This is a genomic window from Acinetobacter sp. ASP199 (assembly GCF_022700675.1).
Classification (GTDB): domain Bacteria; phylum Pseudomonadota; class Gammaproteobacteria; order Pseudomonadales; family Moraxellaceae; genus Acinetobacter.
This window is the reverse complement of the sequence record NZ_CP062182.1, coordinates 581774-608347: the sequence shown is the minus strand read 5'-3', so window position 1 is coordinate 608347 and position 26574 is coordinate 581774. Positions and strand designations below refer to the sequence as shown.

22 protein-coding genes are annotated in these 26574 nt (G+C 43.8%); 12 read left to right on the top strand and 10 right to left on the bottom strand.

Annotated elements, in window-relative coordinates:
• Positions 1-96 precede the first annotated feature (96 nt).
• The 3 genes from gigB to IHE35_RS02805 all read left to right on the top strand — a co-directional run bounded on the left by gigB (position 97) and on the right by IHE35_RS02805 (position 1998).
• Positions 97-615 (top strand): anti-anti-sigma factor GigB, encoded by a 519-nt coding sequence (gene gigB, locus IHE35_RS02815; RefSeq protein WP_180184634.1) that lies wholly within the window; start codon positions 97-99, stop codon positions 613-615.
• Positions 616-639: 24 nt separating this feature from the next.
• Positions 640-1464: a carbon-nitrogen hydrolase family protein gene (locus IHE35_RS02810; protein WP_242789226.1), complete on the top strand. Its 825-nt coding sequence runs from the start codon at positions 640-642 to the stop codon at positions 1462-1464.
• Between the two features lie 102 nt (positions 1465-1566).
• Positions 1567-1998, top strand: coding sequence for an organic hydroperoxide resistance protein (locus IHE35_RS02805; protein WP_242789225.1), 432 nt, complete (start codon positions 1567-1569; stop codon positions 1996-1998).
• 140 nt (positions 1999-2138) lie between these two features.
• On the opposite strand, the gene gspE is transcribed toward IHE35_RS02805, so the two are convergent.
• A complete protein-coding gene (gene gspE / locus IHE35_RS02800; protein WP_242789224.1) occupies positions 2139-3632 on the bottom strand; it encodes a type II secretion system ATPase GspE in 1494 nt (497 codons plus the stop codon).
• 103 nt (positions 3633-3735) lie between these two features.
• On the opposite strand from gspE, the gene IHE35_RS02795 reads away from it, so the two are divergent.
• Together IHE35_RS02795 and IHE35_RS02790 are read left to right on the top strand one after the other, a co-directional pair.
• Entirely contained in the window at positions 3736-4557 is an 822-nt protein-coding gene (locus IHE35_RS02795) for a hypothetical protein (protein WP_242789223.1), read from the top strand.
• Between the two features lie 9 nt (positions 4558-4566).
• Positions 4567-5490 (top strand): mechanosensitive ion channel family protein, encoded by a 924-nt coding sequence (locus tag IHE35_RS02790; RefSeq protein ID WP_242789222.1) that lies wholly within the window; start codon positions 4567-4569, stop codon positions 5488-5490.
• 174 nt (positions 5491-5664) lie between these two features.
• On the opposite strand, the gene IHE35_RS02785 is transcribed toward IHE35_RS02790, so the two are convergent.
• The gene (locus tag IHE35_RS02785; protein ID WP_242789221.1) at positions 5665-8367 is read right to left on the bottom strand and encodes a DUF2339 domain-containing protein; all 2703 of its coding nucleotides are present in this window, start codon (positions 8365-8367) and stop codon (positions 5665-5667) included.
• 161 nt (positions 8368-8528) lie between these two features.
• Between IHE35_RS02785 and polA the strand changes: the two genes are divergently transcribed.
• Positions 8529-11285 carry a DNA polymerase I gene (polA, locus tag IHE35_RS02780; protein ID WP_242789220.1) on the top strand — a complete coding sequence of 919 codons (2757 nt, stop codon included), beginning with the start codon at positions 8529-8531 and terminating at the stop codon, positions 11283-11285.
• A 191-nt stretch (positions 11286-11476) separates the two neighbouring features.
• Here polA and IHE35_RS02775 read toward each other — a convergent pair whose 3' ends face one another.
• Genes IHE35_RS02775 through ppx form a run of 5 tightly spaced genes read right to left on the bottom strand, consistent with a single transcriptional unit; the run spans position 11477 to position 16598 of the window.
• Positions 11477-12046, bottom strand: a complete 570-nt coding sequence (locus IHE35_RS02775; protein WP_242789219.1) for a YggT family protein — start codon at positions 12044-12046, stop codon at positions 11477-11479.
• Between the two features lie 33 nt (positions 12047-12079).
• Positions 12080-12910: a pyrroline-5-carboxylate reductase gene (gene proC / locus IHE35_RS02770; protein ID WP_242789213.1), complete on the bottom strand. Its 831-nt coding sequence runs from the start codon at positions 12908-12910 to the stop codon at positions 12080-12082.
• 2 nt (positions 12911-12912) lie between these two features.
• On the bottom strand, positions 12913-14286 hold the full coding sequence (gene tilS, locus IHE35_RS02765; RefSeq protein WP_242789211.1) for a tRNA lysidine(34) synthetase TilS: 1374 nt from the start codon (positions 14284-14286) through the stop codon (positions 12913-12915).
• Positions 14223-15047, bottom strand: coding sequence for an acetyl-CoA carboxylase carboxyltransferase subunit alpha (locus IHE35_RS02760; protein WP_242789209.1), 825 nt, complete (start codon positions 15045-15047; stop codon positions 14223-14225). The genes tilS and IHE35_RS02760 overlap by 64 nt, the downstream gene beginning before the upstream one ends.
• A gap of 30 nt (positions 15048-15077) precedes the next feature.
• Positions 15078-16598 carry an exopolyphosphatase gene (gene ppx / locus IHE35_RS02755; RefSeq protein WP_242789207.1) on the bottom strand — a complete coding sequence of 507 codons (1521 nt, stop codon included), beginning with the start codon at positions 16596-16598 and terminating at the stop codon, positions 15078-15080.
• Between the two features lie 264 nt (positions 16599-16862).
• Here ppx and trxA point away from each other — a divergent pair, with 264 nt between their 5' ends.
• From trxA to IHE35_RS02740, 3 genes are all read left to right on the top strand, one after another.
• Positions 16863-17189: a thioredoxin gene (gene trxA, locus IHE35_RS02750; RefSeq protein WP_242789200.1), complete on the top strand. Its 327-nt coding sequence runs from the start codon at positions 16863-16865 to the stop codon at positions 17187-17189.
• Between the two features lie 327 nt (positions 17190-17516).
• Positions 17517-18785, top strand: a complete 1269-nt coding sequence (gene rho / locus IHE35_RS02745) for a transcription termination factor Rho (RefSeq protein ID WP_067731074.1) — start codon at positions 17517-17519, stop codon at positions 18783-18785.
• A gap of 412 nt (positions 18786-19197) precedes the next feature.
• Positions 19198-19476 carry a hypothetical protein gene (locus IHE35_RS02740; protein ID WP_242789198.1) on the top strand — a complete coding sequence of 93 codons (279 nt, stop codon included), beginning with the start codon at positions 19198-19200 and terminating at the stop codon, positions 19474-19476.
• Positions 19477-19579: 103 nt separating this feature from the next.
• Here the strand turns inward: IHE35_RS02740 and IHE35_RS02735 are convergent, their stop codons facing one another.
• From IHE35_RS02735 to pheS, 3 genes are all read right to left on the bottom strand, one after another.
• Positions 19580-19876 (bottom strand): integration host factor subunit alpha, encoded by a 297-nt coding sequence (locus tag IHE35_RS02735; RefSeq protein WP_004813003.1) that lies wholly within the window; start codon positions 19874-19876, stop codon positions 19580-19582.
• A complete protein-coding gene (gene pheT, locus IHE35_RS02730) occupies positions 19873-22254 on the bottom strand; it encodes a phenylalanine--tRNA ligase subunit beta (protein WP_242789197.1) in 2382 nt (793 codons plus the stop codon). Before pheT ends, IHE35_RS02735 begins: the two co-directional genes overlap by 4 nt.
• A gap of 131 nt (positions 22255-22385) precedes the next feature.
• The gene (pheS, locus tag IHE35_RS02725) at positions 22386-23366 is read right to left on the bottom strand and encodes a phenylalanine--tRNA ligase subunit alpha (RefSeq protein ID WP_242789195.1); all 981 of its coding nucleotides are present in this window, start codon (positions 23364-23366) and stop codon (positions 22386-22388) included.
• A gap of 160 nt (positions 23367-23526) precedes the next feature.
• Here pheS and IHE35_RS02720 point away from each other — a divergent pair, with 160 nt between their 5' ends.
• The 3 genes from IHE35_RS02720 (at position 23527) to IHE35_RS02710 (ending at position 26532) form a co-directional block, all read left to right on the top strand.
• Complete coding sequence (locus IHE35_RS02720; protein WP_242789193.1) at positions 23527-24549, top strand: glutamine synthetase; 1023 nt, start codon at positions 23527-23529, stop codon at positions 24547-24549.
• 265 nt (positions 24550-24814) lie between these two features.
• Positions 24815-25420 (top strand): hypothetical protein, encoded by a 606-nt coding sequence (locus tag IHE35_RS02715; protein ID WP_242789192.1) that lies wholly within the window; start codon positions 24815-24817, stop codon positions 25418-25420.
• 20 nt (positions 25421-25440) lie between these two features.
• Positions 25441-26532, top strand: a complete 1092-nt coding sequence (locus tag IHE35_RS02710; protein WP_242789190.1) for an ImmA/IrrE family metallo-endopeptidase — start codon at positions 25441-25443, stop codon at positions 26530-26532.
• The last annotated feature ends 42 nt before the right edge of the window (positions 26533-26574 follow it).

The window sequence follows — 26574 nt, the reverse complement described above, 5'->3', positions numbered from 1 at the left end:
TTAATAAATACTTAAATTGACTCAGACCTTCAGCTACTTGAGTATCAAACTACCCTATGGGATAATTTAATATCCTTCTCTGCAAATGGCATTTATATGTCAACAGGTCATGTTGAATATGCAAGTTTGAACGGAACGCATATTTTTAAACTTATTGGCGAAGTGCGTGCGCAATCTTGCATAAGTCTAGACAAGTTACTGAACAAAATTGAACAGCAAAATAATGTCGTTGGTGCGATCGTTGATTTAACCGAAACCAGTTTTATTGACAGTACTGTACTCGGCGTTCTTGCAAAACTGGGTTTGAAGCTGAAACAAGTGCATCATATCCAGGCTGTCATGCTCTCTACCAATTCAGATATCACCACCTTGGCCAATAGCATGGGTTTAGGACAGGTATTTGTGATCCTGAATTATTGTGGAGATTCACATGTCTGTACGCGCGCCCTCATTGAAGAACATGTGACACATCGCAATATGCTGACCACAGTTCTGGATGCGCATAAGACATTGATGAAACTCAATGAAAGTAACAAGAATATGTTCGAGCCTTTGGTCAAACAACTGCAAAAAGAGCAGGACAATCTCGATAAGGTGTCCGAACCCAATATTTAATCTTAATTTTCCAGGAAGGAAACCATGACTTTACTCTCTGTTGTACAAATGAATTCTCAGAATGAAATTGAAGACAATTTCAGAACGATAGAATCCCTGATCCAACAGAGCAAAGCCAATGGTGCTGAACTGATTGTCTTTCCTGAAAACTTTGTCTGCTTTGCTGCCGGAAAACAACGCGAAACCGCAGCTCAGTTTGAAGCTATTCAGCAACGTCTTGAAAAACTGGCACATCAATATCAGATCTGGATGATCGCCGGTACCCTGCCTTGCCCTTATCGTCCGGATGGCTCAGTCATTGAAGATGGTCGTGTTCGCACAGTAAGCCTATGCATTAGCCCGGAACAGACTGAAGCACGTTATGACAAAATTCATTTATTTGATGTACAAGTCGGTGATGCCGTCGGTGGCTATCAGGAATCCAAATTCTTTGAACCTGGTACAGATGTCATGGTGGCGAAAACCCCATTTGGCAATATTGGTCTGATGGTGTGTTATGACTTACGCTTCCCGGAGCTGGCTTTAACCTTACGCCAACAGGGCGCAAACATTTTGACTGCTCCTGCTGCATTTACCTATACGACTGGTCAGATGCACTGGCAATTATTACTTCAATCACGTGCCATGGACACCCAATGTGCCGTTCTTGGTGCCGCGCAACAGGGTTGGCATGGAGAAAAACGTCAAACTTGGGGACATGCTGCTGCAACCAATAGCCGCGGTCAGGTGCTGGATATGGTACATGCGGAAGGTGCTCAACTGATCACGGTAGACTTTGATTTAAATGAACAGCATAAAGTTCGTGAATCCATGCCATTGATGCAACATCGCAAATTGATGCAGTTTTAGAATTTGCGATTTTCCTGCATAAAATAACAAAATCCCTGCTTATTCCTGCCTAAAAATCATTGAGCATAGAAGCTCCATGAAAAAATAACAGGGATTCATATCATGTCATTAGAAAAAGCTGTCTATACCGCACATGCCAAAGCGACAGGTGGCCGCGATGGTCGTGTCACTACGGATGATCAACTGCTGGATATGCAACTCGCAGTACCGAAGGAAATGGGTGGTCCTGGCGGCAGTACCAATCCGGAACAACTCTTTGCTGCTGGCTATTCGGCCTGTTTCCTCGGTGCCATGAAATTTGTGGCCAATCGCGATAAGCTAAATATCAGTAAAGATGCTTATATTGAAGGTGATGTCGGTATTGGTCCAATCCCAACTGGCTTTGGTATTGAAGTCACCCTAAATATTCATCTGGAAGGTATGGATCAGGACGAAGCTCAAAAGCTGGTGGATGCTGCACATATCGTCTGTCCATATTCTAATGCGACGCGGAATAATATAGATGTGACACTCAACGTCATCACCCAACTTTAAATTACACTGATAAAACTCAAGGGCTGAACTCAAATATAACCACAACCATAAAGTTTCAGAGTCTAGCCATCTACCAAAAATAGCAGCCTGATTGGCTGCTATTTTCTATAGGCATTATTCTTAATTTAAAGTCGGTCTTTTTAAGCTAGCTCAGCAGCTTCATTGGTGACACGCAGTACTTCTTCAACCGTGGTCTTACCTGCCAGCACTTTACGTAAGCCATCATCACGAATAGAACCAGATTGTTGGCGTGCGTAGCTTTCCAACTCATATTCTGGCGCATTACCATGAATCAGACGGCGCATGTGATCATCCACCGGGACAATTTCATAGATCGCAGTTCGACCAGTAAAGCCGGTATGTGAGCAGCGCTCACAACCTTTCGGTTGTGGTAACTCTAATTGTGTCCCGTCATAAACATGGGCAAATAGACCTTGCTCATATTCGTCCGCCACATGCCAGGTCGCACAATGTGAACAGAGCGTACGTACCAAACGCTGGGCAATCACCCCGATCAATGAACTGGATAATAAGAAAGGTTCAATCCCCATATCCTTAAGACGGGTTACTGCACCAATTGCAGTATTAGTATGCAGGGTTGATAAAACCAGGTGACCGGTTAAAGATGCCTGCACGGCAATTTCTGCTGTCTCCAGGTCACGAATCTCACCCACCATGACCACATCAGGATCCTGACGCAACATCGCTTTTAAAGCACGGGCGAAGGTCATATCCACTTTGGTATTTACCTGAGTCTGACCAATACCCTCTAGCTGATACTCGACCGGATCTTCCGCGGTCAGGATGTTCTTGGAACCATCATTCAGGTCAGATAATGCTGCATAAAGTGTCGTCGTTTTACCTGAACCAGTTGGGCCAGTGACCAGAATAATCCCGTGTGGACGATGCACTAAAGTCTTGAGGCGATCATAGTCATTATTCATCAGACCCAAGTGGGTCATATTCAGACGACCCGCCTGTTTGTCCAGAAGACGCATTACCACGCGCTCACCATAAGAAGATGGCAAAGTAGAAACACGGACATCAACTTCACGCCCTGCTAAGCGCAGGGAAATACGACCATCTTGGGGAATACGCTTTTCGGCAATATCCAGTTTGGCCATGACCTTGATACGAGATACTAACAGTGGTGCCAGTTCACGACGTGGCTGGACAATTTCACGTAACTGACCATCGACCCGCAAACGCACTGAAAGTTTCTTTTCAAAGGATTCAATATGAATATCGGAAGCACCTACACGGATGGCTTCTGAAAGTAAGGCGTTAATCAGGCGGACAATCGGCGCATCATCTTCCTGATCCATCAAATCTTCGGCTTCAGGCACAGAGTCGGCCAGACTAAGTAAATCTGGATGATCTTCCAGACCAGCTGCGACCTGTTGTGATTCACCGCTGTCCCCAGCGAAACTGCTGCTGAGTAATTGACTGAATTCGTGATCATTGCAGAGCTGATACTGGGCAGCATGACCCAAAAAACGGCGTGCTTCCTGCAATGCAAGCATCGAGGTATTATCACGACGGACGATAAAGACCTGATCCCCTTCATAACGTAACAACACCCCATGGCGTTTGGCAAAACTATAAGGGATTTGTAATTGTTTCAGTACTTGCATCGCGGAATTATAATAATAGTGAAAAAATTTAAATTGAGTGTACTCTAAGCACATGACAGCGTGAAGTATGTTTAGAAAGATTTAGTACGAAAGGACAGCCGCATTGCCACAAGATCAAGTTGATTTTTCCTCTACTCAGCCCTCTATTCATTGGTGGGGTGAACAGAATTTTGAAATAAATGAATCCAAAGCATGGCAATTTGGTTCGCTGCTGTTCCGCCTGACACGTGGCTTGCAGGAATGGCGGTTAGAGTATTACCGCCCTGTGGTACAGTTTGACTATGAGCAGAAATGGTATCAAATCGAAGATCCGCACTTTGCCTTTCCTCCGCCAGTGAAAATTGAACGCTATATGTTCAAGTCAACCCAAAGTAAACTGCAACTGATGCCTCGTCTGGCAGACCGTTCTGTCGTGATCAAACCCGTCGATCCCATTTATATTCCTGCCGGGCAACGTGGAACCTTGTATATCAGCACGCCACTATGGATTGCCGGTTTTGTCGATGGACAGCGAGATCCGATTTTTGATGTCCCGGTCATTCTGCCGAAAGATACCTGGTTTGGCCCGAATCATCGTTCTGGGGAAATCTGTTATGCCACAGCAGTCGATGGTCGTACTGAACTGAAACAGCTGACACCGCGTGCATTTCGTGCTGTGACGCCAATTGAGTTCCACAATACCAGTAATCAGCAACTGCGCTTTGACCGCATGAATGTGCCCGTACCTGCCCTACCGCTATTTTTTAGCGCCAGCACTGGACGCCTTTGGACCTCACAAATTAAAGTCCTGCATGAAGGTCTGGATCGTCCACCTCGAATTCGGATTGAAAACCGTACGCCACCGCATGCTGGTGAAGTGGACTATCTGCATCCGCCGCGTGATCCTGCAGGCAACCTGTTTAATATGTTCGATTCATTCTTTTAAGGACGGCTAATGGCAAATTCAAGTATTTCTTCTGAAGTCACCAGTAGCCTGAAAGGTGTATTTACCAATATCAATACCGACCGGCTAACGGAAATCGCCGTTGCAATCGTGTTGTGTTTTATCGGCTTCCTCATTGCACGCTTTTTCTCGAATGCCTTTATCCGGACAATTGGTCTTCGTTTTAATGCCCATCAGCAAATGGTCTGGCGTCGCGGTATTTTCTACTTTATTTTCCTGCTGTTTGTTATGGCCAGCTTAAAGGAAGCCGGCTTTAAGCTCAGTGTCTTCTTAGGTGCAGCAGGTATTTTAACGGTTGCACTGGGTTTTGCGTCTCAAACCTCTGCATCCAACCTGATCAGCGGTATCTTTCTGATCGGTGAGGGATCTTTTGAAGTTGGCGATACCATTCAGATTACCCTGATTCGTGGACATACCATTGAAGGTGAAGTGATTTCGATTGACCTGCTCTCAGTCAAATTATTAACGCAGGACAATATCTACGTCCGTTTGCCGAATGAACAGCTGATTCGTGCCCCGGTACAGAATCTGTCCAAGTTCCCGATCCGGCGTATTCCGATTACGCTGGCAATTAACTTTCATGAAGATATTATCAAAGTGCGTGAAGTGCTGCTGGATGTGGCAAATGCATATCCAATGGTGCTTGCCGATCCGAAACCGGCTGTCACGGTAACCGCTTTCCGTGAGTCTTCAATTGAGTTGCTATTTGCAGTCTGGTGTCAACGCGAAAACTTTTTGAAAGTTCGCGATGAAATGCAGGAACGCATTCGTAATGGTTTCCTGGAAAATCATATTGAGATTCCCGTACCGAAAATGGGCTTTGTAGATCATCCTCTCGCGCGTCCGCTGGGAAATGAGGATATTGATCAATATGCCAATGAGAAAGAATTAAAACGGGAACCGGATTTAAAATAATCCTTTAATCTCCCTCACCCCAACCCTCTCCCACAGGGAGAGGGAGTTGTCATTAAATAAATACTTTTTTCAATCTTAGATTCTCAAATGCAGATTCCCTCTCCTTTCAAGAGATGAGAAGCACTGCTTCGCAAGGGAGAGGTAAACTCTTTACCCCCAATGAGAGAGGCAGATTCAAACCCGCTTATCTCCATCCGGCATTGGTGCAACATAAGCAATCAATAACATCACCCCACCTGCCAGCAAGAACGATAATACTCGAGTTAAGGTCCCGATATGAGATAGGTCAAATAGCACCAGTTTCAACGTCACAATCACCAGAATACTACTGCCCAGAATCCACATCGGTTTTAGGGATTTCAATGCCGCAAGCCACATCGTTGCAAAAGCCAAGAGCACCCACAGAACCGTCAAACTCAACTGGACTGTGGAATTACTCCAGACTTCCCAATTGTTCAACGGCGTTTCTAAATACATATGCAAAGCACGTAATACGATATAGCTGGATAGCCAAAGTAAACTCAGTACCATGAGCACCGCCATCATACCTTTATCTCGCCCTGCTCGAATCTGTTGCAGCAACATCCAGATAAAGCCGATCAACATGGCGATACTCACCAGATCAAAAGGATTTAGGGCAGGAAGCAAATAGAACTCAAAGGCCTGCTGACTGAGCAGCTGTGAACACAACAACCAGGCTGCCATCAGGATTAGGGCACTGTTGCTTTGCCACAGCATCGGCCAAGCAGAGTCTGCAGATTGTTTATAAGACCAGAAACACAAGCCTAAGGGTAAAATGACCATACTGATATAGGGCATATCTGGAATCAGACATAGACTTGCCAGAGTCAGACTCACTAAAGCCCCTAAACTCACCCATTCTTTGGAAAGCAACAAGCCTGAAGATGGTCGCAGCCATTGCCAGGCTAGCAATAAGCTAGATAACCCAAAGATCATCCGGGCAAATTGACTCTCCCAAATCAGTACGCCATTTTCACTATGATCAATTGCCAAAACCACACCAGCAAAAACTAATGGCGTTAAGCCGCACCATTTCGGCACCAGCCAGCTCCAGTCCTGATTTTTTCTGAAGATAATTTCATTAAGAACAGCAAAAATCAGTGCGACCGTAGCCAGACTATAAATATGGGCGTCTGACGAGGTGAACACGTCTTCCAGTAAGGCAAACAGCATCAGGCTGGCTGAGAAACTGAGTAAGCTCAGAAAGCCCGTACTCAACCCATCGAGTTGCTGGATATAACGCTCTTTGAACTGGCTGATCAGGATCACTGCCAGATAACAGCCACTGAGTGTCCAGAAGATATGTCGCGGTGCGGGATTCAGTTCAACCAGATAATACAGACTGCTCAGCCCAGCCATGATCAGCAAGCCCATACTCAAGTATTGCCCAACTTTGAGATTCTTTTCCAAAGCCCAGAAATAAATCAATACGCCTTCTACTGCCCAACCCACGACACTCCATTCACCTTCCAGCAAAATTGGTGGAATCAGGGCAATAAAAATCAGCATCAAACTGAGATAGCTATTGGCAATAATATTCAGAGTATGGCTACGGCGCGACCATAACCAGCAAGCTGCGAATACTGCAGCAAATATCAGGCTGAGTCCTGCCTGCCACATGCGTTCATTAAAATGAATCAGATACAGGGAAATATAAGCCGTAATCGGTGCGGCAAAGATCAGCGCAATATCCAGAATTGGCTTGAGCTGGAACCTGCTCAGATCATCTTTAGCAAGCAACTGACTGAAGCGAAATCCCAGCCAAATAAATATGGCACTATGCGCCAGAATCAGGCCAGTCATGCTGTAGCGTTCAGAAGTGTAGCCATGAATCAGCGCATAGATGCCTCCCACAATCGCGGTGACCAGAAAGGCAATCTGATTGAGCGTCTTCCAGGGTTTTAAGCTGGTCAGCGTTGCTACTCCGATATTAATCACCAGATAATAAGCAATCAGCTCTACGGCGGTGGTATCCCGTACAGGTAAGGTAAACGGTGCGATATAGGCAATCAGCACCGCCATCACTGTCAACTCAAAACTATTCTGCTTAAAGCTGAGATATAGCGTGATGGCCATAATCAACACAAATAGCCCTGATGCCATTAACAGGCCAGGAATGACCAGATTGTAATAGGCAAAGAATAAGGTCAGAAACAGCGCGCCTAATCCCAGCCCTTCTAATGCCAATGCAAAACTGCGGTTTTTCTCGATCAACCAATAGCCCAACCCAGCAACAGCCATACTTGCCAAAGCAATCAGGCCCAATTTCATGGCTAGACTGATTTGCCAATGCTCCGTTGCAAAACGGAGTAACAGGATAATCCCGATCACCAGAATCCCGATTGCAGCCTTAAGCACCGGATTGCCTTGAAAAATCCAGCGCTGGATCTGATCGAATAAACCCGGTGAAGCATGATCAACTTGAGTTGGCTGATGAAAGGCTGGCAGTGGAACTGGCTGAGAATTTAAAGTGTCCGGGCTTGGCATCGAATGAATACGATGCTGTAACTGTTGCAATGACAGCTCTATTCGTTGCAGCCACCGGAACAGAAAGAAAATCCAGGCCGTGACGCCCAGCCCCATCAACCATTTCAGGTCAATGACGCCGCCTACAATGGCAACTAGGGAAGAAATATATAGTGGAACTTTGGAATAACTGGGAATAGACGACTGATGCTGGCCAGCGATTTCTTCAAGTGGCTGTTGCACCGCATTGACATACTGCATGACACTTATCAGAAAACCGAGCCCACATAAATAGCTGACAATTTCGTAACCCAGATACCAGGTACTCAGGCCTACAATCACCAGACTAATCAGCCACATCATACGCAATTCATTTTGCCCTGTTGTCATTCTTATATTTTCCAGTCCCATACACCTCCATCATACAACATGCCGCTGCCGGTTATTTCATCTTCGGTCATTATTCGCTAAGCTGTTGCCTCAGACTTGCTCAGCGGGCACGCTAAAAATCACGTACAATAACGCTATTATTTGAATAAGGAATTGAATACATGCCACCATTTGTCTTGGTCGATGGCTCTTACTTTTTATTTCGCGCCTTTCATGCGCTGCCACCGTTAACCACGTCAACCGGTTTACACACCAACGCAATTCGTGGTGCAATTTCTGCCATTCAAAAACTGATGCGCCGTGTCCAGCCTACACATATGGCGGTGATTTTTGACACCCCTGAACCCACTTTTCGCCATGAACTGTCACCAATCTATAAGGGTGACCGCCCAAGCATGCCGAGCGAGCTTGCCGAGCAAATTCCCTACCTGCACGCATTAATCAAAGCCTTAGGGATTCCATTACACGTCCTGCCAGGTGCAGAAGCCGATGATATTATCGGCACACTGGCAAAACGTGCTGAAGCCATGGGACATCAGGTACTGATCTCTACGGGTGATAAAGATATGGCCCAGCTGGTGACTGAAAAAGTAACCTTGGAAGACAGCTTTAAAGAAAAGCCACTCGATGTAAATGGTGTATTTGAAAAGTTTGGGGTCTGGCCAAATCAGATTATCGATTACCTGACCCTCATGGGCGATGCCTCAGACGGTATTATGGGTGTACCTGGCGTCGGTGCCAAAACCGCAGCCAAATTACTGAATGAATATGGCTCAATTGGTGGCATTCTGGAAAATGTCGACAAGATCAAAGGTAAAGTCGGACAAAATATCAAAGACAATGTGGAAGGCATTACGCTGGATCATCAACTGGCCAGTATTGTGATCGATTTGGATTTGAGCTTTGGTTATGATGATTTAAAACTTGCTGAGCCAAATGTTGCCAAACTACGCGAACTCTATACCGAGCTTGAATTCCGTAATCAATTGCAATCTCTGGATCATCCAAATAATCCGAATAATAGTAATTACAAGCAGGCAGCTCAGTCAATCACTGCTAAACCTGCAGCTCCGGTAGAAGAAAATCATGCTTCATTGACCAGCAGTGATGATCAGCTTGGTCAAGCGACTTATCACACCGTGCTGAATCAGGCAGATTGGGATGCACTATTTAATCGTTTAAACACAGCCAAACGTTTTGCTTTCGATACTGAAACCACCAGTCTAGATTATCGTATTGCTCAAATCGTGGGCTTCTCGGTGGCTTTTGATGCACAGGATGCCTATTACGTACCATTAGCACATGACTATGATAGTGCGCCTGAACAGTTAGACCGTGAAACCATTCTTGCGCAAATCAAACCAATTCTGGAAGATAACAATATTCAGAAAATTGGTCATCACCTGAAATATGATGCCCATGTCTTGGAAAATCATGGCATTCAAATGGCAGGCTGGTACTTCGATACCATGCTGGCCTCTTATGTCCTTAATTCCGTAGCAACACGTCATGGCATGGATGATGTGGCGCGACTTTATTTAAGTCACCTGACCACGACCTTTGAGCAGATTGCCGGTAAAGGGGTGAAACAGAAAACCTTTAATCAGATTAATATCGAAACTGCAGCACACTATGCTGCAGAAGACGCCCATGTCACTTATCGTCTGTATGAAGTGCTACATGAAAAACTCAAAGCGTATCCAGAACTACTCAACATCCTGCTGAATATTGAAATGCCGGTCGCACGCGTACTAACCAGCATGGAAGAAAATGGTATTCAGCTGGATCTGGCTTTCCTGGATCAGTTGGGCTGTGACTTTGCTGAGACCATGAAAAATCTGGAGCAGCAGATTGAAGAAATGGCGGGTGAATCCTTTAATGTCAGCTCTCCGAAACAGGTCGGCGAAATCCTGTTTGATAAGCTGGGACTGAAAGGTGGCAAGAAAACTACAACAGGTCAGTACAGCACCAGTGAAAGTATTCTGGAAAAACTCGAGCATCCGATTGCAGAACTGATCCTGAACTACCGTGGTCTGTCCAAGCTAAAAAGTACCTATACTGATGGACTCTGCAAGCAGGCAAATAATGACACTCATCGTGTGCATACCAGCTATCATCAGGCACTGACTGCAACCGGCCGTCTATCCTCAACCGATCCAAACCTGCAGAACATTCCCATTCGTGAAGAAATTGGCCGCCAGATCCGTAAAGCCTTTGTTGCTCCGGAAGGTCGCATTCTACTTGCAGCCGATTATTCACAAATTGAACTACGTCTGATGGCGCATTTGTCTCAGGATGATGCACTGGTAGATGCCTTTATTCATGGTCAGGATGTACACCGCCGTACCGCTGCAGAAGTTCTCGGTATCGCCCTGGAAGATGTCACCAATGACCAACGCCGTCAGGCTAAAGCAGTAAACTTCGGTCTGCTTTATGGTATGTCTGAGTTTGGTTTAACTCGTCAGCTCGGCTTTACCCGTCAGGAATCACAGGAATACATCAAGCAGTATTTTCACCGCTATCCGGGTATTTATGAATATATGCAGCGTACCCGTCAGGTTGCGCTGGAACAGGGCTTCGTAGAAACCATTCTTGGCCGCCGTCTGTATACACCAGATATTGATGCCCGCAATATGATGATAAGAAAAGCTGCTGAACGTGCTGCAATCAATGCACCATTACAAGGTTCAGCTGCCGATATCATCAAGCTGGCGATGATTGAAGTCGACAAGATATTGCCAAAAGACCAAGCCAAAATGCTGCTGCAAGTCCACGATGAATTGGTATTTGAAGTTGATGAGACAATTGCTGACGAGCTGGCACCTAAACTGGCTGAAGTAATGCAGTCTGTAGTGCAAATCTCTGTACCGTTACTGGTAGAAGTGGGCAAAGGCAAGAATTGGGATGAGGCACACTAAATTGCTTTAATGCCCCTCTTTCATAAAGAGGGGTTGGGGAGATTTTTTCTTCACCTCCCCCAAGGCAGAGGAATTTTAGTTTTATATTCGCAAGAACTAAATATTTCATCCCTCCCAACCTCCCTTTTTAAAGGGAGGAGTTCAAACCAAAAAAAAGGACGCCTAAGCGTCCTTTTTTATATTGTTGAATCTTAGAAACCAGTCAGCAATACCATAGCCACTTCACGCATGATCAGATCAATCACCATCAGCGCTAGAATCGCCAAAATTGGAGACAGGTCGATCATGCCAATATTTGGCATGATACGACGGAATGGTGCCAACAATGGTTCTGCCAGTTCCTGAACCACCTCAATATATGGTGAACGGGATTGAGTAAACATCACCACCCAGCTCAAGATGATCGTCGCGAAAATCAGGTAACGACAGAAACGGATCAGATCCTGAATCATGGTCACAAAAGTCAGTACTATCAGATGAATTGGACCATTTGGCATCCCCCCTGACAGGTACATCATGCCGAAGATTTTCAGCAAATACAGCACCACCAACAATGCCAGCGCTGCAGTATTCACCCGTCCCTTTGCCAAGGTTGGCAGAATACGACTAAACACATCTACAATTTTGGTGGCCTTTATAGTCGAAAGTACGACCGGATTGTAAGGAGTTACCGAAGCCAGCTGCATTAAAAAGCGGAAAAATACGAGCAAAATTGCGACGTTAATGATAATGCCAAAAATTAGCGCAGAATTTGCACCCATACCTGAAGGTTCCTAAATATTAAATTTGAAAATTTACTTACTGTTGTCGCTAAGCTCTTGAGCGAGCTCCTGACTGCGTTTTGCAGCAGCAGCCAGAGCTGCCTGAATGTTTTGAGAAATCTGGGTATGATCAAAGACGTCAAGTGCAGCCTGAGTCGTGCCATTCGGTGAAGTCACATTTTTACGTAATTCAGCTGGTGTATTTGCACTGGTAATTGCCATTTGCGCTGCCCCCAATGCAGTTTGCAAGGTTAATGCAGTCGCAACTTTCTCATCCAATCCCAGATTGACGCCAGCGCGGATCATGCTTTCCATCATATAGAAGAAATAAGCCGGACCTGAGCCAGAAACCGCAGTTACAGCATCAATTTGCGCTTCAGAGTTTACCCAAATTGTGAGTCCGGTTGAAGCCAAAACCTGACTCGCCAGCTCACGGTCTGCTGTACTCATGTCTGCATTGGCAAATAAACCATGTGCGCCGGTCTGTACCAGTGCGGGTGTATTCGGCATCACACGCACAATACGATCAGTACCAAGTAAGCTCGACAAGGTCGCAATTTCAGCACCTGCTACAATAGAAATGACCAATTTACCGTCCAACAAACCTTGTAGCGGTTTAAGTACATTGGCTAGCACCTGCGGTTTCACTGCAAACAGCACAATATCGGCATTTTTGATTGCAGCAATATTATCATCGGTAACATTCACTTCTTTTTCAGCAAGCAGTGAACGTACTTTTTCGACCGGATCAGAAACTGTAATACGTGTCGCAGGCAAACCACGCGCAATCAAACCACCAATCAGGGCTTGAGCCATGTTACCACCACCAATAAAACTGATATTACAATTTAAAGCTGCACTCATTTTTAATGCTCGTCTTTGTGTTCTGAGATTGAAGAGACTAAAATTGGCCGCCACCCCTCCGCCTCACAATAGGCAGATTCAGCCAGCCAAAATCCTTTAGGCGTAAATACGCCTAGCATAACATCATCTATGCTTAATATTTGAATTGTATGCCGCATCCATGGAAATATTTGCGCATCCTGAATGGCTTTTTTCAGCGGCCAGGAGCCCACTCGCCCCTGTAAATGAATCTTTTCGCCACCTTGGCGCTGTGTCAGTTTCAAGTGCTGATTCAATAAATCCAATGATAAACCGATCGCTGCAGGCTGAATCTGAAACTGTCCTGAAGGCAGATCAATACGCTCCTGAAGCCTGAAATTCGTCTGCTGTTCGCCAGGCAATGGCTGTTGATCTGCCAGATAAATCTCTTTACTGAGCTTATAGACCTGCTGCTGATAACGCACATAATAAAAACCTTGCCAATGTAATGCTGCCTGGGCATCTGCACGGGCATGAATTACTTCGCGCTGTAAGCGCTGCACCATATCCAGTGCAGGACGATACTGTCCTTCCCCTTTCATCCAGTTAGATAACAGCTGGCGCTGGCGTGCTAAAGACAGTTTAGAAAATTTAGATAAGTCTAAAATATTATCTTGAATACACGTCTGAGTATCCTGCTGTAGCACATCCTGCAAGATTTCCTGAGCATCCTGCATCAGATCCGTAGTCCGAGCTAACGCTGCCTGCATTTTTGGAAAGCGCTCACTTAATAGTGGCCACAAGATTTGACGTGCCCAGGCACGATCATAATAGTGATTCTGATTGGTCGGATCTTCAATGTTTTGAATATTCAGATCAGCTACCCATTGGCAAATCTGCTCACGGGAAACATCCAGCAGTGGACGCCAGAGGGTTAAATCTTCCCGTACATCTACCCGCTTCATGGCAGACAGGCCATCGACTCCTGCCCCAGAGAGCAAACGCAGCATCAGGGTTTCTGCCTGATCCTGCTGATGATGCGCGAGAACTAAAATTTCATTCGGCTGCAAATGCTGCAAATAAGCCTGATAGCGTGCTTCTCGTGCCTGATTTTCCAGATTCCCCTGTGCCACCTCAACTGGCTGAACAATAGAAGGAATATTTAGCTTTTGACATTCCTGCTGGACAAATTGGCCCCATTCAGCGCTAGGACTTTGCAGCTGATGATCGACATAAATTGCACGGATTTTTTCTGGACACAAAAAAAACATCAGATGCAGTAACAGCATGGAATCCACGCCGCCACTACATCCGATGAGAAATTTTGTCTCTGCAGGAAAGTCCTGCAGCTGTTTTAAGAAACCAGACCTAAATTGTCGCTGCCAAACTTCATTAAACGCTGGTAACGTGCTTCGCATCGTGCCTCGGCTTCCATCGGTTGCAGTTCATTCAGCGCTTCTTTCAATACCGCTTTCAGGTCTTGCATCACCTGATCAGGATTTAAATGCGCGCCTTCACCTTCATCTACCACATATTCCACAATGCCCATATGCTGCAGTTTTTCTGCAGTCAGTGCCAATGCTTCACTGGCTTGTTCAGCTTTGTCCGCAGTTTTCCACAGAATCGATGCACAGCCTTCTGGTGAAATCACAGAATAGATACTATGAGATAGCATCACTACACGGTCTGCTACACCAATACCCAGTGCACCACCAGAACCGCCTTCACCCAGTACAGTGGCAATCACAGGTACTTTCAGGTTAGACAACTGTGCCAGACTTGTGGCAATCGCTTCAGCCTGACCGCGCTCTTCTGCGCCTACACCCGGGTAAGCACCCATCGTATCAATAAAGGTAAATACAGGCAGATTAAAACGCTCTGCCATATCGAGCAGGCGTTGTGCTTTACGGTAACCTTCAGGATTCGCCATCCCGAAGTTATGCTGTAATTTTTCACGGGTACTACGGCCACGGTGCTGACCAACGATCATCACAGGCTGACCGTCAAGACGAGCCAGACCACCGATCATTGCACCATCGTCACCATAGAGACGGTCACCATGTAAAGCATCAAATTCAGTGAATATTTCACCCACGTAGTCCAGGAATTGTGGACGTTCAGGATGACGTGCAATTTGCACGGTCTTCCATGCTTTTGATGGAGTCGCTTTATTTTTCATAGGTTAACCGTTTTCATCCCTATAAAGGTGTTAATCAACAAATTGTTCAGACTGAATTGCGAGATCAATTTCCCAATTCCCAAACTGCACCTGTTCATCATGCAGTTCAGCCACCAGTAAAGGCCATTGTTGGGCATCACCGGCTACGCTGAGTTGCCATTGTTGCGCATTCTTCACCTTCAGTTCAATGGCAGGAAGCATCTCATCGCTACGACTGTGATTGACCAAAACCGCCAGACGAAGCAGTAAACACAGGTACAAAAGTCGAGAACCACCGACTTTCTTGACATCTACCCTGGCATCAGCGCGCAATTTACGACGATGATGTGCGACCAAATGTGACAGATAATTCTGGTCGACTTGCGAGAAACCGGCAATGTCCGAGTGCTGTAACAAATAAGCCCCATGACGATGATAACCACTATGACTAATCGCCAGACCAATCTCATGCAGATAAGCTGCGCGACGTAATAAATCACTATCTTCGCTATTTAAAGCCAAAGGTAGTTTCACATCCTCAAACAGTTTTTGCGCGGTTTTGACTACACGTTCAGCCTGTTTGGTATCGGCATTGTAACGCCCCATCAAGGCATGCACAGAACGGTCACGGATATCCTCGTGCTGGAAACGCCCCAACAGGTCATACATCACGCCTTCACGTAATGCCCCATCAGAATAGGTCAGATAATCAATATTTAGCACATCAAAGACTGCATATAGAATGGCAATTCCTGCTGGTAAAACCGCCCGACGGTCTTCTTTGAGACCTTCGAATTCCATGTCTGTGACATGTTTATATTTGAGCAATTTATCTTTGATTTTTTCCAGGCCTTCACGCGTCAACTCCTCGCGCTCGTTGCTCCAGCCCATATTGACACAGATCTGGCGGCAAGCCTTGATGGTACCACTCGAACCGACCACAGCATCCCAACCTGCTGCTTTATAGGTGTTTGCAATACCGGAAATTTCTTTACGTGCTGCTGTAACGGCTTTATCAAAGGCTTTTTGAGTAATATCACCATCTTCGAAATAAGCTTTGGTAAAGGCAACACAACCCATCTGCACGGATTCGGTATGAATCGGTTCAAATTCTTCACCAATAATCAGTTCAGTTGAACCACCACCGATGTCCACAACCAGACGACGGCCACTATTGGCCATGGTATGTGATACCCCTAAATAGATCAGACGAGCTTCTTCTCGACCTGCAATAATTTCAATGGGTTTGGGTAAAATCTCTGCTGCTTTTTGAATGAATTCATGACCATTTTTGGCCTGACGCAAGGCATTGGTCGCCACGATACGTAAACGGTTTGGCTGAACCGAGCCCAAACGACCAACAAAACGTGCCAGACAGGCTAAACCGCGCTGCTGCGCAGCTTCGGTTAAATTTTTATTTTCATCCAGACCTGCTGCAAGCTGAACTTTTTCTGACATTGATGCCACTTTTTTGACTTCACCGTGATCCACTCGAGCGATAGCCAAATGAAAGCTGTTTGATCCCATATCGATAGCGGCAAGTAATTCTTCATCAATCAAAAAGTCAGCCATTCCAGAAATAAACCTTTAACGAATTGTGCTTAGAGTAATTCACAACCATGCAATTTAAAAGCCATTTGTATCGACAATTTCCTCCCTTTCCATTTTTTCTTGCTATGTGACAATTGTGTTACACGATCATCTCTATCGTGATCATCCATTAGACAAATTGACAATATAGGTTGAAAATTTGCATATTCCCCTACATTGTTAAAGAAGGCTATGTAATACTAAGAATTATAGTCATCTTTAAAAAATTATTTTCTGGAGCATTCCATGTCTGGCAACATCATAAATACTACTGACGCAAACTTCGAAGCAGACGTTCTTCAATCAGACGTTCCTGTATTGGTTGATTTTTGGGCTGGCTGGTGTGCGCCATGTAAAGCAATTGCTCCGGTACTGGAAGTACTTGCTGACGAATACCAAGGCAAAGTAAAAATCGTTAAAGTTGATGTGACTTCTTGCGAAGCAACTGCAGTGAACTATAGCATCCGTAACATTCCTGCACTATTGATGTTCAAAAATGGTGAAGTGGTTGCGACTCAAGTGGGTGCAGCACCTAAATCTAAATTAACTGCGTTCATTGAAGAAAACATCTAATTGACGCTGTTTTAAAGATAAAAATACGCGATTAAACCTCGCGTATTTTTTTCGCCTAGAATAAATTGACAAACGCCTGTTTCTCTCTTATATTGCTCATTCAAGAGATCAGGAATATTAAATCCTGTCAATTTCTTACAAGACACAATACATAAGATGCCGCTCGGCAATAGAAATTGTTTTTCACATTTCTCTTTGAAACAATCAAACAAACCTCTGAATTGTTCTTGTGCAAATTCAATTGCTGTCGTTTGAATGCTTGTATGCGGCCGAATGTTACTCCCTTTCTAACCTGTACCTCAGAACTTTGATTCTATCCGACCACCTATGAATTTAACCGAACTCAAGAAAAAACCGATTGGCGAACTCATCAAGATTGCCGAGTTTATGGGCCTTGAAGGCATGGCCCGTAACCGTAAGCAAGACATTATTTTTGCCATCTTAAAGCGCCATGCGATGAATGGTGAAGAGATTTTTGGTGATGGCGTTTTGGAAATTCTGTCAGATGGTTTTGGCTTCTTACGCTCTGCGGCAGGCTCTTATCTGGCAGGTCCTGACGACATCTATGTCAGCCCTTCACAGATCCGTCGTTTTAACCTGCGTACAGGCGATACCATTACCGGTACGATTCGTCCACCTAAAGAAGGTGAACGTTATTTTGCACTGTTAAAAGTGAACCAGATTAACTACGACACACCTGAGAACTCTCGTAACAAGATTCTATTTGAAAACTTGACCCCACTCTTCCCAACTGAGCAATTGGTGATGGAATTGGGTAATGGTACTACTGAAGATTTGACAGCTCGTGTGGTCGATCTGGTTGCCCCGATCGGTAAAGGTCAGCGTTCTATTATTGTTGCACCACCGAAAGCCGGTAAAACCATGTTGTTACAAAACATCGCGCAGTCGATTGTTCGTAACAACCCTGAATGTTTCCTGATTGTGCTTCTGATTGACGAACGTCCTGAAGAAGTAACTGAAATGGAACGTACGGTTCGTGGTGAAGTGGTTGCTTCAACCTTTGATGAATCTCCAGCTCGTCACGTACAAGTAGCTGAAATGGTGATTGAAAAAGCCAAACGTCTGGTTGAACACAAAAAAGACGTTGTGATTCTGCTTGACTCAATTACCCGTCTGGCACGTGCTTATAACACTGTGATTCCTTCATCAGGTAAGGTATTAACAGGTGGTGTCGATGCTCATGCGCTGGAACGCCCAAAACGTTTCTTCGGTGCGGCACGTAATATCGAAGAAGGTGGTTCACTGACAATTATTTCTACTGCACTGATTGAAACCGGCAGTAAAATGGATGAAGTGATCTACGAAGAATTCAAAGGTACAGGCAACCAGGAAATCACGCTTGATCGCCGTATTGCGGAAAAACGTGTATTCCCGGCAATGAACATCAAGAAATCTGGCACCCGTCGTGAAGAACGTCTGATGTCAGAAGACAATCTGCGTAAAGTATGGATTCTCCGTAAGCTCTTGCATACTCAGGACGAACTGGCGGCAATGGAATTCCTGCTTGATCGTATGAAAGAAACCAAGACTAATGATGACTTCTTCGATCAGATGAAGCGTAAGGCATCTAACTAAGCCCTGTAAATTATAGAAAGGTCATCTAAAACGATGGCCTTTTTTATTGAGGTTGACATTGATTACACAAAGAAACAAAGTCCACCGGAATTTGTAAACTTATTTGCAAGTTTATGATTAATAAAATAATGGTAAAAAAAATTGTATAAGTTTTAGGGGTTTAAATCGCCTTTCTCCAATGTAAGTCTTTCCTTTAATTGTTATTTTCTGTTAAAAAAATCATGAATTTCATATGTTTTTCGCACTTTTTTAGACTTGCCCTGTAGCAATTAAAAATGCGCAGTGATAGCATATTTGCAGACCAGTTAGACTGCTCCTGCGTTGTTAGTACCTAACAAAATTAGGAATAATAAAAGCACATAACAGGCTAACGTCGGTTTTTTTTTAATCTCAATTTTTAGAGAGTGATGCCATGTTATTCAAAAAAATCGCTATTGCTGCTGCAGTTGCTACTACTTTAGCTTTCGTTGGTTGTGCTAAAAAAACTGAAGATGCTGCTGCTGACGCTAACCAAGCTGCTTCTGAAGCTGTAGAAGCTGCTTCTGAAGCTGAAGCTGCTGCTGACGCTGCTGCTGTAGAAGCTACTTCTGAAGTTGCTGCTTCTGACGCTGCTGCTGCATCTGAAGCTGCTGCAGTTGCTACTGACGCTGCTGCTGACGCTACTGCTGCTTCTGAAGCTGCTGCTCAATAATCTAACGATTATTCAGTACAAAAAAGAGAGCCATTGGCTCTCTTTTTTTATGCCTATAAAAATCGAAATTTCTACAGGCAATCCATGTAAAGAAAAAAGCAGATCAATTGACCTGCTCAGTTCCTACACGTTGACGGAACTTCTGTCCCGCACGGAAGGTTACAACCCGGCGTGCAGAAATCGGAATTTCTTCGCCAGTCTTTGGGTTACGGCCTGGACGTTGACGCTTATCACGCAACTCAAAATTACCGAAACCTGATAGTTTTACTTGCTCACCCGAGATTAGCGCCTGGCTAATCTCGTCGAAGAACAACTCGACCATTTGTTTTGCTTCACGACGGTTTAAACTCGTGAGCTCACTTAAATGATCAGCCATCTCTGCTTTAGTTAGTGCTGTCATGAAGCCCTCAATGTCGCATGATAAGTGTTTTCTAACACTTGCAGGATATTATCCATGCCTGATTTAATTTCAGCATCTTCCAGGGTACGGGTTGGATGCTGCCAGAGAAGAGCAAATGCTAGAGAACGCTTGCCTTCTTCTACCCCTTGTCCAGTGTACACATCGAACAACCAGGTTGACTCTAGGAGCTCACCACCAGTCTTTTCGATAAGTCTCTGAATTTCGCTAACATTAATCTTATCACTAATTAAAAGCGCAATATCACGTCGAACCGATGGAAAACGTGATAATTCTGTAAAATTAGATACATAAGTTTGCAAAACGGCTTTTTGATCGAGTTCAGCGACCCAAGTGGTTGCCAAATCCAGCTCATCTTCAAGCGATGGATGTAAACGACCCAAATAACCAATCGACTGACCATCAACCATGATTTCAGCAGATTGACCCGGATGTAGCCATTCACGCTCAGAACGTACATATTCAACATTCAGACGAGCTGCTGCCAGAATTTCCTCAACATCACCTTTAAAGTCAAAGAAGTCCATTGGCTGTGCTTTACCATGCCATGATTCATTGGTACGTGAACCAGTCGCAATCAAAGCGAAAGTTGGAATTTGCTTGAGGTCATGAATCGATGCAGCATCCTGATAATCAAAACGCAGACCCAGCTCAAAGAAGCGTACACGGTTTTGCTGACGGTTGACGTTGTACTGTACACATGGAATCAAGCTGGATAACAGTGTTGAACGCATCACGGCCAAATCACTTGAAATCGGGTTTGCCAATGCCAATGGATTTACACTTGGATTCAATTGTTTTTCAAGTTTCAGGTCAGCAAAGCTAAAGCTAATCGCTTCTTGATAACCCAAAGTCACCGCAGTTTGACGAAGCTGAGCCACTTCAAATTGGTCTTGGTATTTAGCAAGTTTGACATCAATCACAGGCAAGCTGATTTGAATGTTGTCATAACCGTGAATACGTGCAACTTCTTCGATCAAGTCTTGGTAGATCGCCATGTCATAACGGTGCGACGGTGGTACCACAGACCATTGACCTTGTGCTTTCACAGTCACTTCACAACCTAAGCGTGTCAGCGCGTCAGTAATGAAGTCTGATTCAACTTTATAACCCAGAAGTTGATCCACTTGCGCTTGTTCAAGCTCAATCGCTTCACGTGTTGGCAATACTGCTGCATTTTCAGCAATGGTAATTGGACCAAATTCACCGCCTGCAAGCTCGCTAATCAGTTGAGATGCACGATGCATTGCGATCATTGGCAATTCAAAGTCCACACCACGCTCATAACGCTGCGATGCATCGGTATGTAAACCAAAGCTACGCGCACGACCTGCAATGTGTAATGGTGCGAAGAATGCTGATTCCAAGAAGATTTCAGTGGTTTCATCGGTTACAGATGAAGACAAGCCACCCATGATACCTGCAATTGCCAATGCTTTTTCATCATCTGCAATCACCATCACTTTTTCATGCAGTTCAACTTCCTGTTCATTTAACAGCACCAGCTTTTCACCGGCTGTTGCTTGACGAACGTGAACTGCACCTTGAACCTTGCCACCATCAAATGCGTGTAACGGTTGACCCAGCTCGATCAATACATAGTTGGTAATATCGACCAAAATGCTGTGTTGACGAATACCTGAACGTGCCAATGCACGCTCCATCCATTCAGGTGTTGGTGCTTTGGTATTAACGTTCTTGATCACACGACCTAGGTAACGTGGACAACCTTCAGTCGACACCACCACTTTCTTTTCATCAGCAATGGTTGCAGCCACTTCTTGAATTTCTGGCGCAGTCACAGGAAGTTGGTTAATCACACCAATTTCACGTGCAATACCACGAATGCTGAAACAGTCACCGCGGTTTGGTGTGATGCTGATATCAATCACATTGTCATCTAAGTCTAGATATTCACGGATGTTGACACCAACAGGCGCATCATCAGGAAGCTCTAATAGACCATCAATTTTGTCTTCAAGATCAATTTCTGACGCACCGCACAGCATCCCTTGTGATTCAATACCACGAAGTTTACCTTTTTTGATTTTGAAATCGCCCGGGAGTACTGCACCAATTGTTGCAACAGGCGCTTTCATACCTGCACGTACGTTTGGTGCACCACACACGATTTGGAGTGGTTCACCTGAACCGATATTCACGGTAGTTACACGTAAACGGTCTGCATCCGGGTGCTGTTCAACAGTCAGAACTTCACCAACAACCACACCAGTAAATGGTTTCGCTGCAGGAGATAAGTCGTCAACTTCCAGACCCAACATGGTCAGTTGATCGGATAATGTGTCGCTATCGATGGCTGGGTTAACCCATGTGCGTAGCCAATTTTCGCTAATTTTCATTGATATAAAACCTGTAATTCAAATCTTTAGAATCCCCTCTAACTCCCCTGTATCAAAGGCGGAGAACCCTGTGTCATAGTTGTACAACCCCTCTCCTTTTAGGAGAGGTCAGGGAGAGGTATAAATTTGTTTTAAGCAAACTGGCGTAAGAAACGCACATCGTTTTGGTAGAACATACGCAAGTCGTTAATGCCATAACGAAGCATCGCAAAGCGTTCTACACCTAGACCAAATGCAAAGCCTTTGTATTTATCGGGATCGATACCCGCAGAACGGAGTACGTTTGGATGTACCATACCGCAACCCAAAACTTCTAACCATTTGCCACGCTCATCCATGATATCCACTTCAGCGCTTGGCTCTGTGAATGGGAAATAAGATGGACGGAAACGTACTTTCAGATCTTTTTCAAAGAATTCATTCAACAGATTCACCAGCAAACCTTTCAGTTCAGCAAAGCTGGTATTTTCAGCAACGTATAAACCTTCGATCTGATGGAACATTGGTGAGTGGGTTTGATCCGAGTCACAACGGTATACACGACCTGGGCACACAATACGAATTGGTGGCTGTTGTGTTTCCATGGTACGGATCTGCACACCAGAGGTATGCGTACGTAGCAAGTGATTTACATCAAAGTAGAAAGTGTCGTGCATGGCACGTGCAGGGTGATGGCCTGGAATGTTCAGGGCTTCAAAGTTGTGATAATCATCTTCAACTTCCGGGCCTGTTGCCACTGTAAAACCTGCTTTGGTAAAGAACTGGCAGATACGTTCCTGTACTTGGGTCACTGGGTGGATACTGCCCACCTGCTGGCCACGACCAGGTAATGTAATATCAATTGTTTCGCTGGCAAGCTTTTGCTCCAGCGCAGCTTTATGCAGTTCTGCCTGACGTGCTGTCAGTGCACCTGTAATCGCTTCACGCACAGCATGGATTTTTGCACCGAATTCTTTACGTTGTTCCGGATCCATTTTACCCAGCGACTTAGATTGTTCCGCGAGCTGGCTTTTTTTCCCCGTAAATTGCACTCGTACTTGATCAAGTGCAGCAAGGTCTTCCGCTGCTGCAATCGCAGCGAGCGCTTCAGTGGTCAGGGCTTCCAGTGACATAGTAACTCTCAAAGCAACAGGTTAAAAAATTATTTTAAAAACCCCATATTCTAACAGTTTTTAGGCACATTGATGAAGATGGCATACAATGAAAATTAGATTGGCAGATGCAAAAATAAAAAGTATAAAATAAACATGATATCAATTAGATCAAATCACTATGGCAATCGATCAAATTTGGAAACAGCAACTTACTTTAGTGACTTATGGAAATGAGTACCTGTCTCAGGATTTAAGTTTCAATCGCTGGCTTCAGCATTCCATCTTTAATCAACATCAATTTGCCTTTCGTGATCTGATTTCACAGCATCTTTTAGCACAGCATTTCCAGGTTTGGCTGGAAGGTTTGAAAAAACAGGGCGTACAGCGTCTAAGTTTGCACCGCTCTACCCTGCTTGAAGATGAACAGAATCCCAATGCAAATGTAGAGCTGCTGCCATTTGAATATTTCATTGTGAGCCATGAAGCCCAGAAAAAAAATGCCTGGATTATTGGTAAGGAACTACCAGAATGGTATACGGCAGACAATGACTATGAAGCGCCTGCTACGCAGCGATCCTCTCTACGTCATGAAACCTTCTGGCAATATGAACTCAACAGCAAACTGGCCAGACGTGTACTTGCAGATCTGGAACAACCAAACTGGGATGATATTCAGGTCTTTATGGATCATGAATTATTTGATACCAGATTTGCGCAAGGTTTTGTTCAACCCGCTCAACTTGGACAGCCTTATTATGGGGTTTCTTCTACTACGGATACAGGCATCGGTAGTAAACTTGCGTTACTGCCAACCGATTATGCGGCTGACTTTGCCCATGACATGCTATACCGCCTGGATGCGTTGGAACAACTGATCGAAGCCAAAATCCAGCATCCTTATCATGAAAATGGTGAAGTACTGACACCCGATCAACAGCTTGATCTACGTCATTTTGCGCAAAAGCTGGATGATCTGAAAGCGAAGTTTATTGTCAAAATCGCGAATCATTACAAGACCGCTAAACTGAGTCCAAAAATCAGTGCCGATCCATTTGCCGGGATGAATACCGAAGAACATGTGACCAAACTATCTAAATCACACAAGCCTCACGATACAGCCAAATCCAATTCAGGCAATGTCATTACCCTGATTATTATTACGGTGATCATCTGTTTGATTGGGTATTATTTTGGTTTATAGACTTTCCTTATAGTTTAATACGTAAGAATAGCTCCTAAATTTAAAAAATTTAGGAGCTATTTTTAAATCCCATAAGTGAATATCTGGGTTTCACTTCTCTTTTCAAATTGAGTAAATAAGTTTACATCATAGAATAAGATTAATTAGCCATCAAATTTAGGTGACAAAATTAAATATTTGAAATATTTAGTTGACGTTTTTAAACTTTTGAAATAACTTGTAAGTTCGCTAACCTTAGGTAAAAATTAGAAAAAGGAGCCGTTATATGGGAAATTACCCCCATCCTTGTACATTTGACAAAGAACTTACTGATGAAAAATTAATATATGTATCAAAATTAATGCTTTCATCATTTGATAAAAGTTTTAGGGATACACGAGATCCTGATGATGATAACTATACATTTGGAACAGTATTCTTTAAACGTACTCATAATCGTTTAAAGAAAGAATTTGAAAGCAATACATGTCCTTATAACATTCAAATTTTAGATCGAACTAATAAATTTATTTTTCAAATTGGGCAAACTCCTTGTCGTTTTTTTGAAGAAAAAGACTACTATAATCCAACGAAAAAAGGCGCATTTGTTCTAAATGAACAGCTAAGCTTATTTAGTGATATTGGCTTGCCCTGTTATTCTAACTTCTATCTTATGTATTCATTAGATGAAGATGGACTTCCATTAGCAACTGTACGTTTTGTTAGTTATGATGTTAACGAGAATATAGTTTCTTTCTGGGAATATAATTCTTCCAGCTCATCCCCATCAATCCCTTCAGATGATCTGTATACCCCTGATAATCGTAAGCCGAAACGCACTCGAAACCTATCAAGCAAGCGAAACAAAGCTGACAGATCTGATGAGAATTGAATTAATTACTAGGTTTTATAATGTTTAATTCTTTCAATGGACTCGAACTCAAACTGCTTAGATTATTCAATGAGTTATCCCTTGAAGACGTAGCAGTTAAAGTTGGTAAGTCAAAACAATATATACATAAGCTAGAAACAGGTCTTAGCTATCCAACCGATGACCTTTTAGTGGAGTTATGCAATTTTTTTGACGTGAAAAAGGATTTTTTTTATCAAGTTCATTCCCCGCTTCAAGAAGATCAAATTCATTTCCGGAGTCTCAAAACTTCTAGGCAGTTTGCTAAACAAGTTGTTATCTCAAGGGCTGAACAGTTAAATCGATTAATTCGATTTATTGAAGAACATGTTGATTTACCTCAATACCTAATTAATTCTATTGAGGTTGATCATACTCAATTGACAGGCGACCAAATTGAAAAAATTGCTGAAGACTTTAGAAAAGAATTTGATTTAGATTTAGCCCCTATTAGCAATTTAACTGAGTTCTGTGAAGATATTGGGGTTGTTATAACTGATTTTAACTCAATCTCAAGTGAAGTCGATGCTTTATCACTAATTTGCCAAAGACCTATTATCGTTCGCAACACAAGTAAAAATAGTGCATGTCGACAAAGATTTGATATTGCTCATGAGATTGGTCACATGGTACTCCATAATGGAGTCACTACGGGGGATACATTAACTGAATCTCAAGCACATAGATTTTCCAGTGCCTTACTATTACCACAAGCCATGTTAAGAACAAATTTTCCCATTTTATTTAAAGGCGGAAGATTTGATTGGAATAAAATGAGTGAGTTTAAGCAAATTTGGGGGATTAGCAAAGCAGCTATCTTATATAGAGCCAAGCAGCTCAATCTGATTGATGATAATCAATATAAAACTGGCGCTATTCATTTAAGAGTTAATGGTGAGGCAAGACAAGAATCTGAGGATATCAGGATGCCTATTGAAACACCCTCGTTACTTCAAGATGCCATAAATATCATACTCAGTGATGGTATTTCTGCTGAACAAATTTCTAATGAGTTGAATATTTCAATCTCTATACTTGAAAAGCTCACTAATATGAAATTTTTTACTCCAGAAAAGAAACTTAGAATTATCTAAAAAAAAGACCGCTAAAGCGGTCTTTTTTCTAAGTCATAAAGA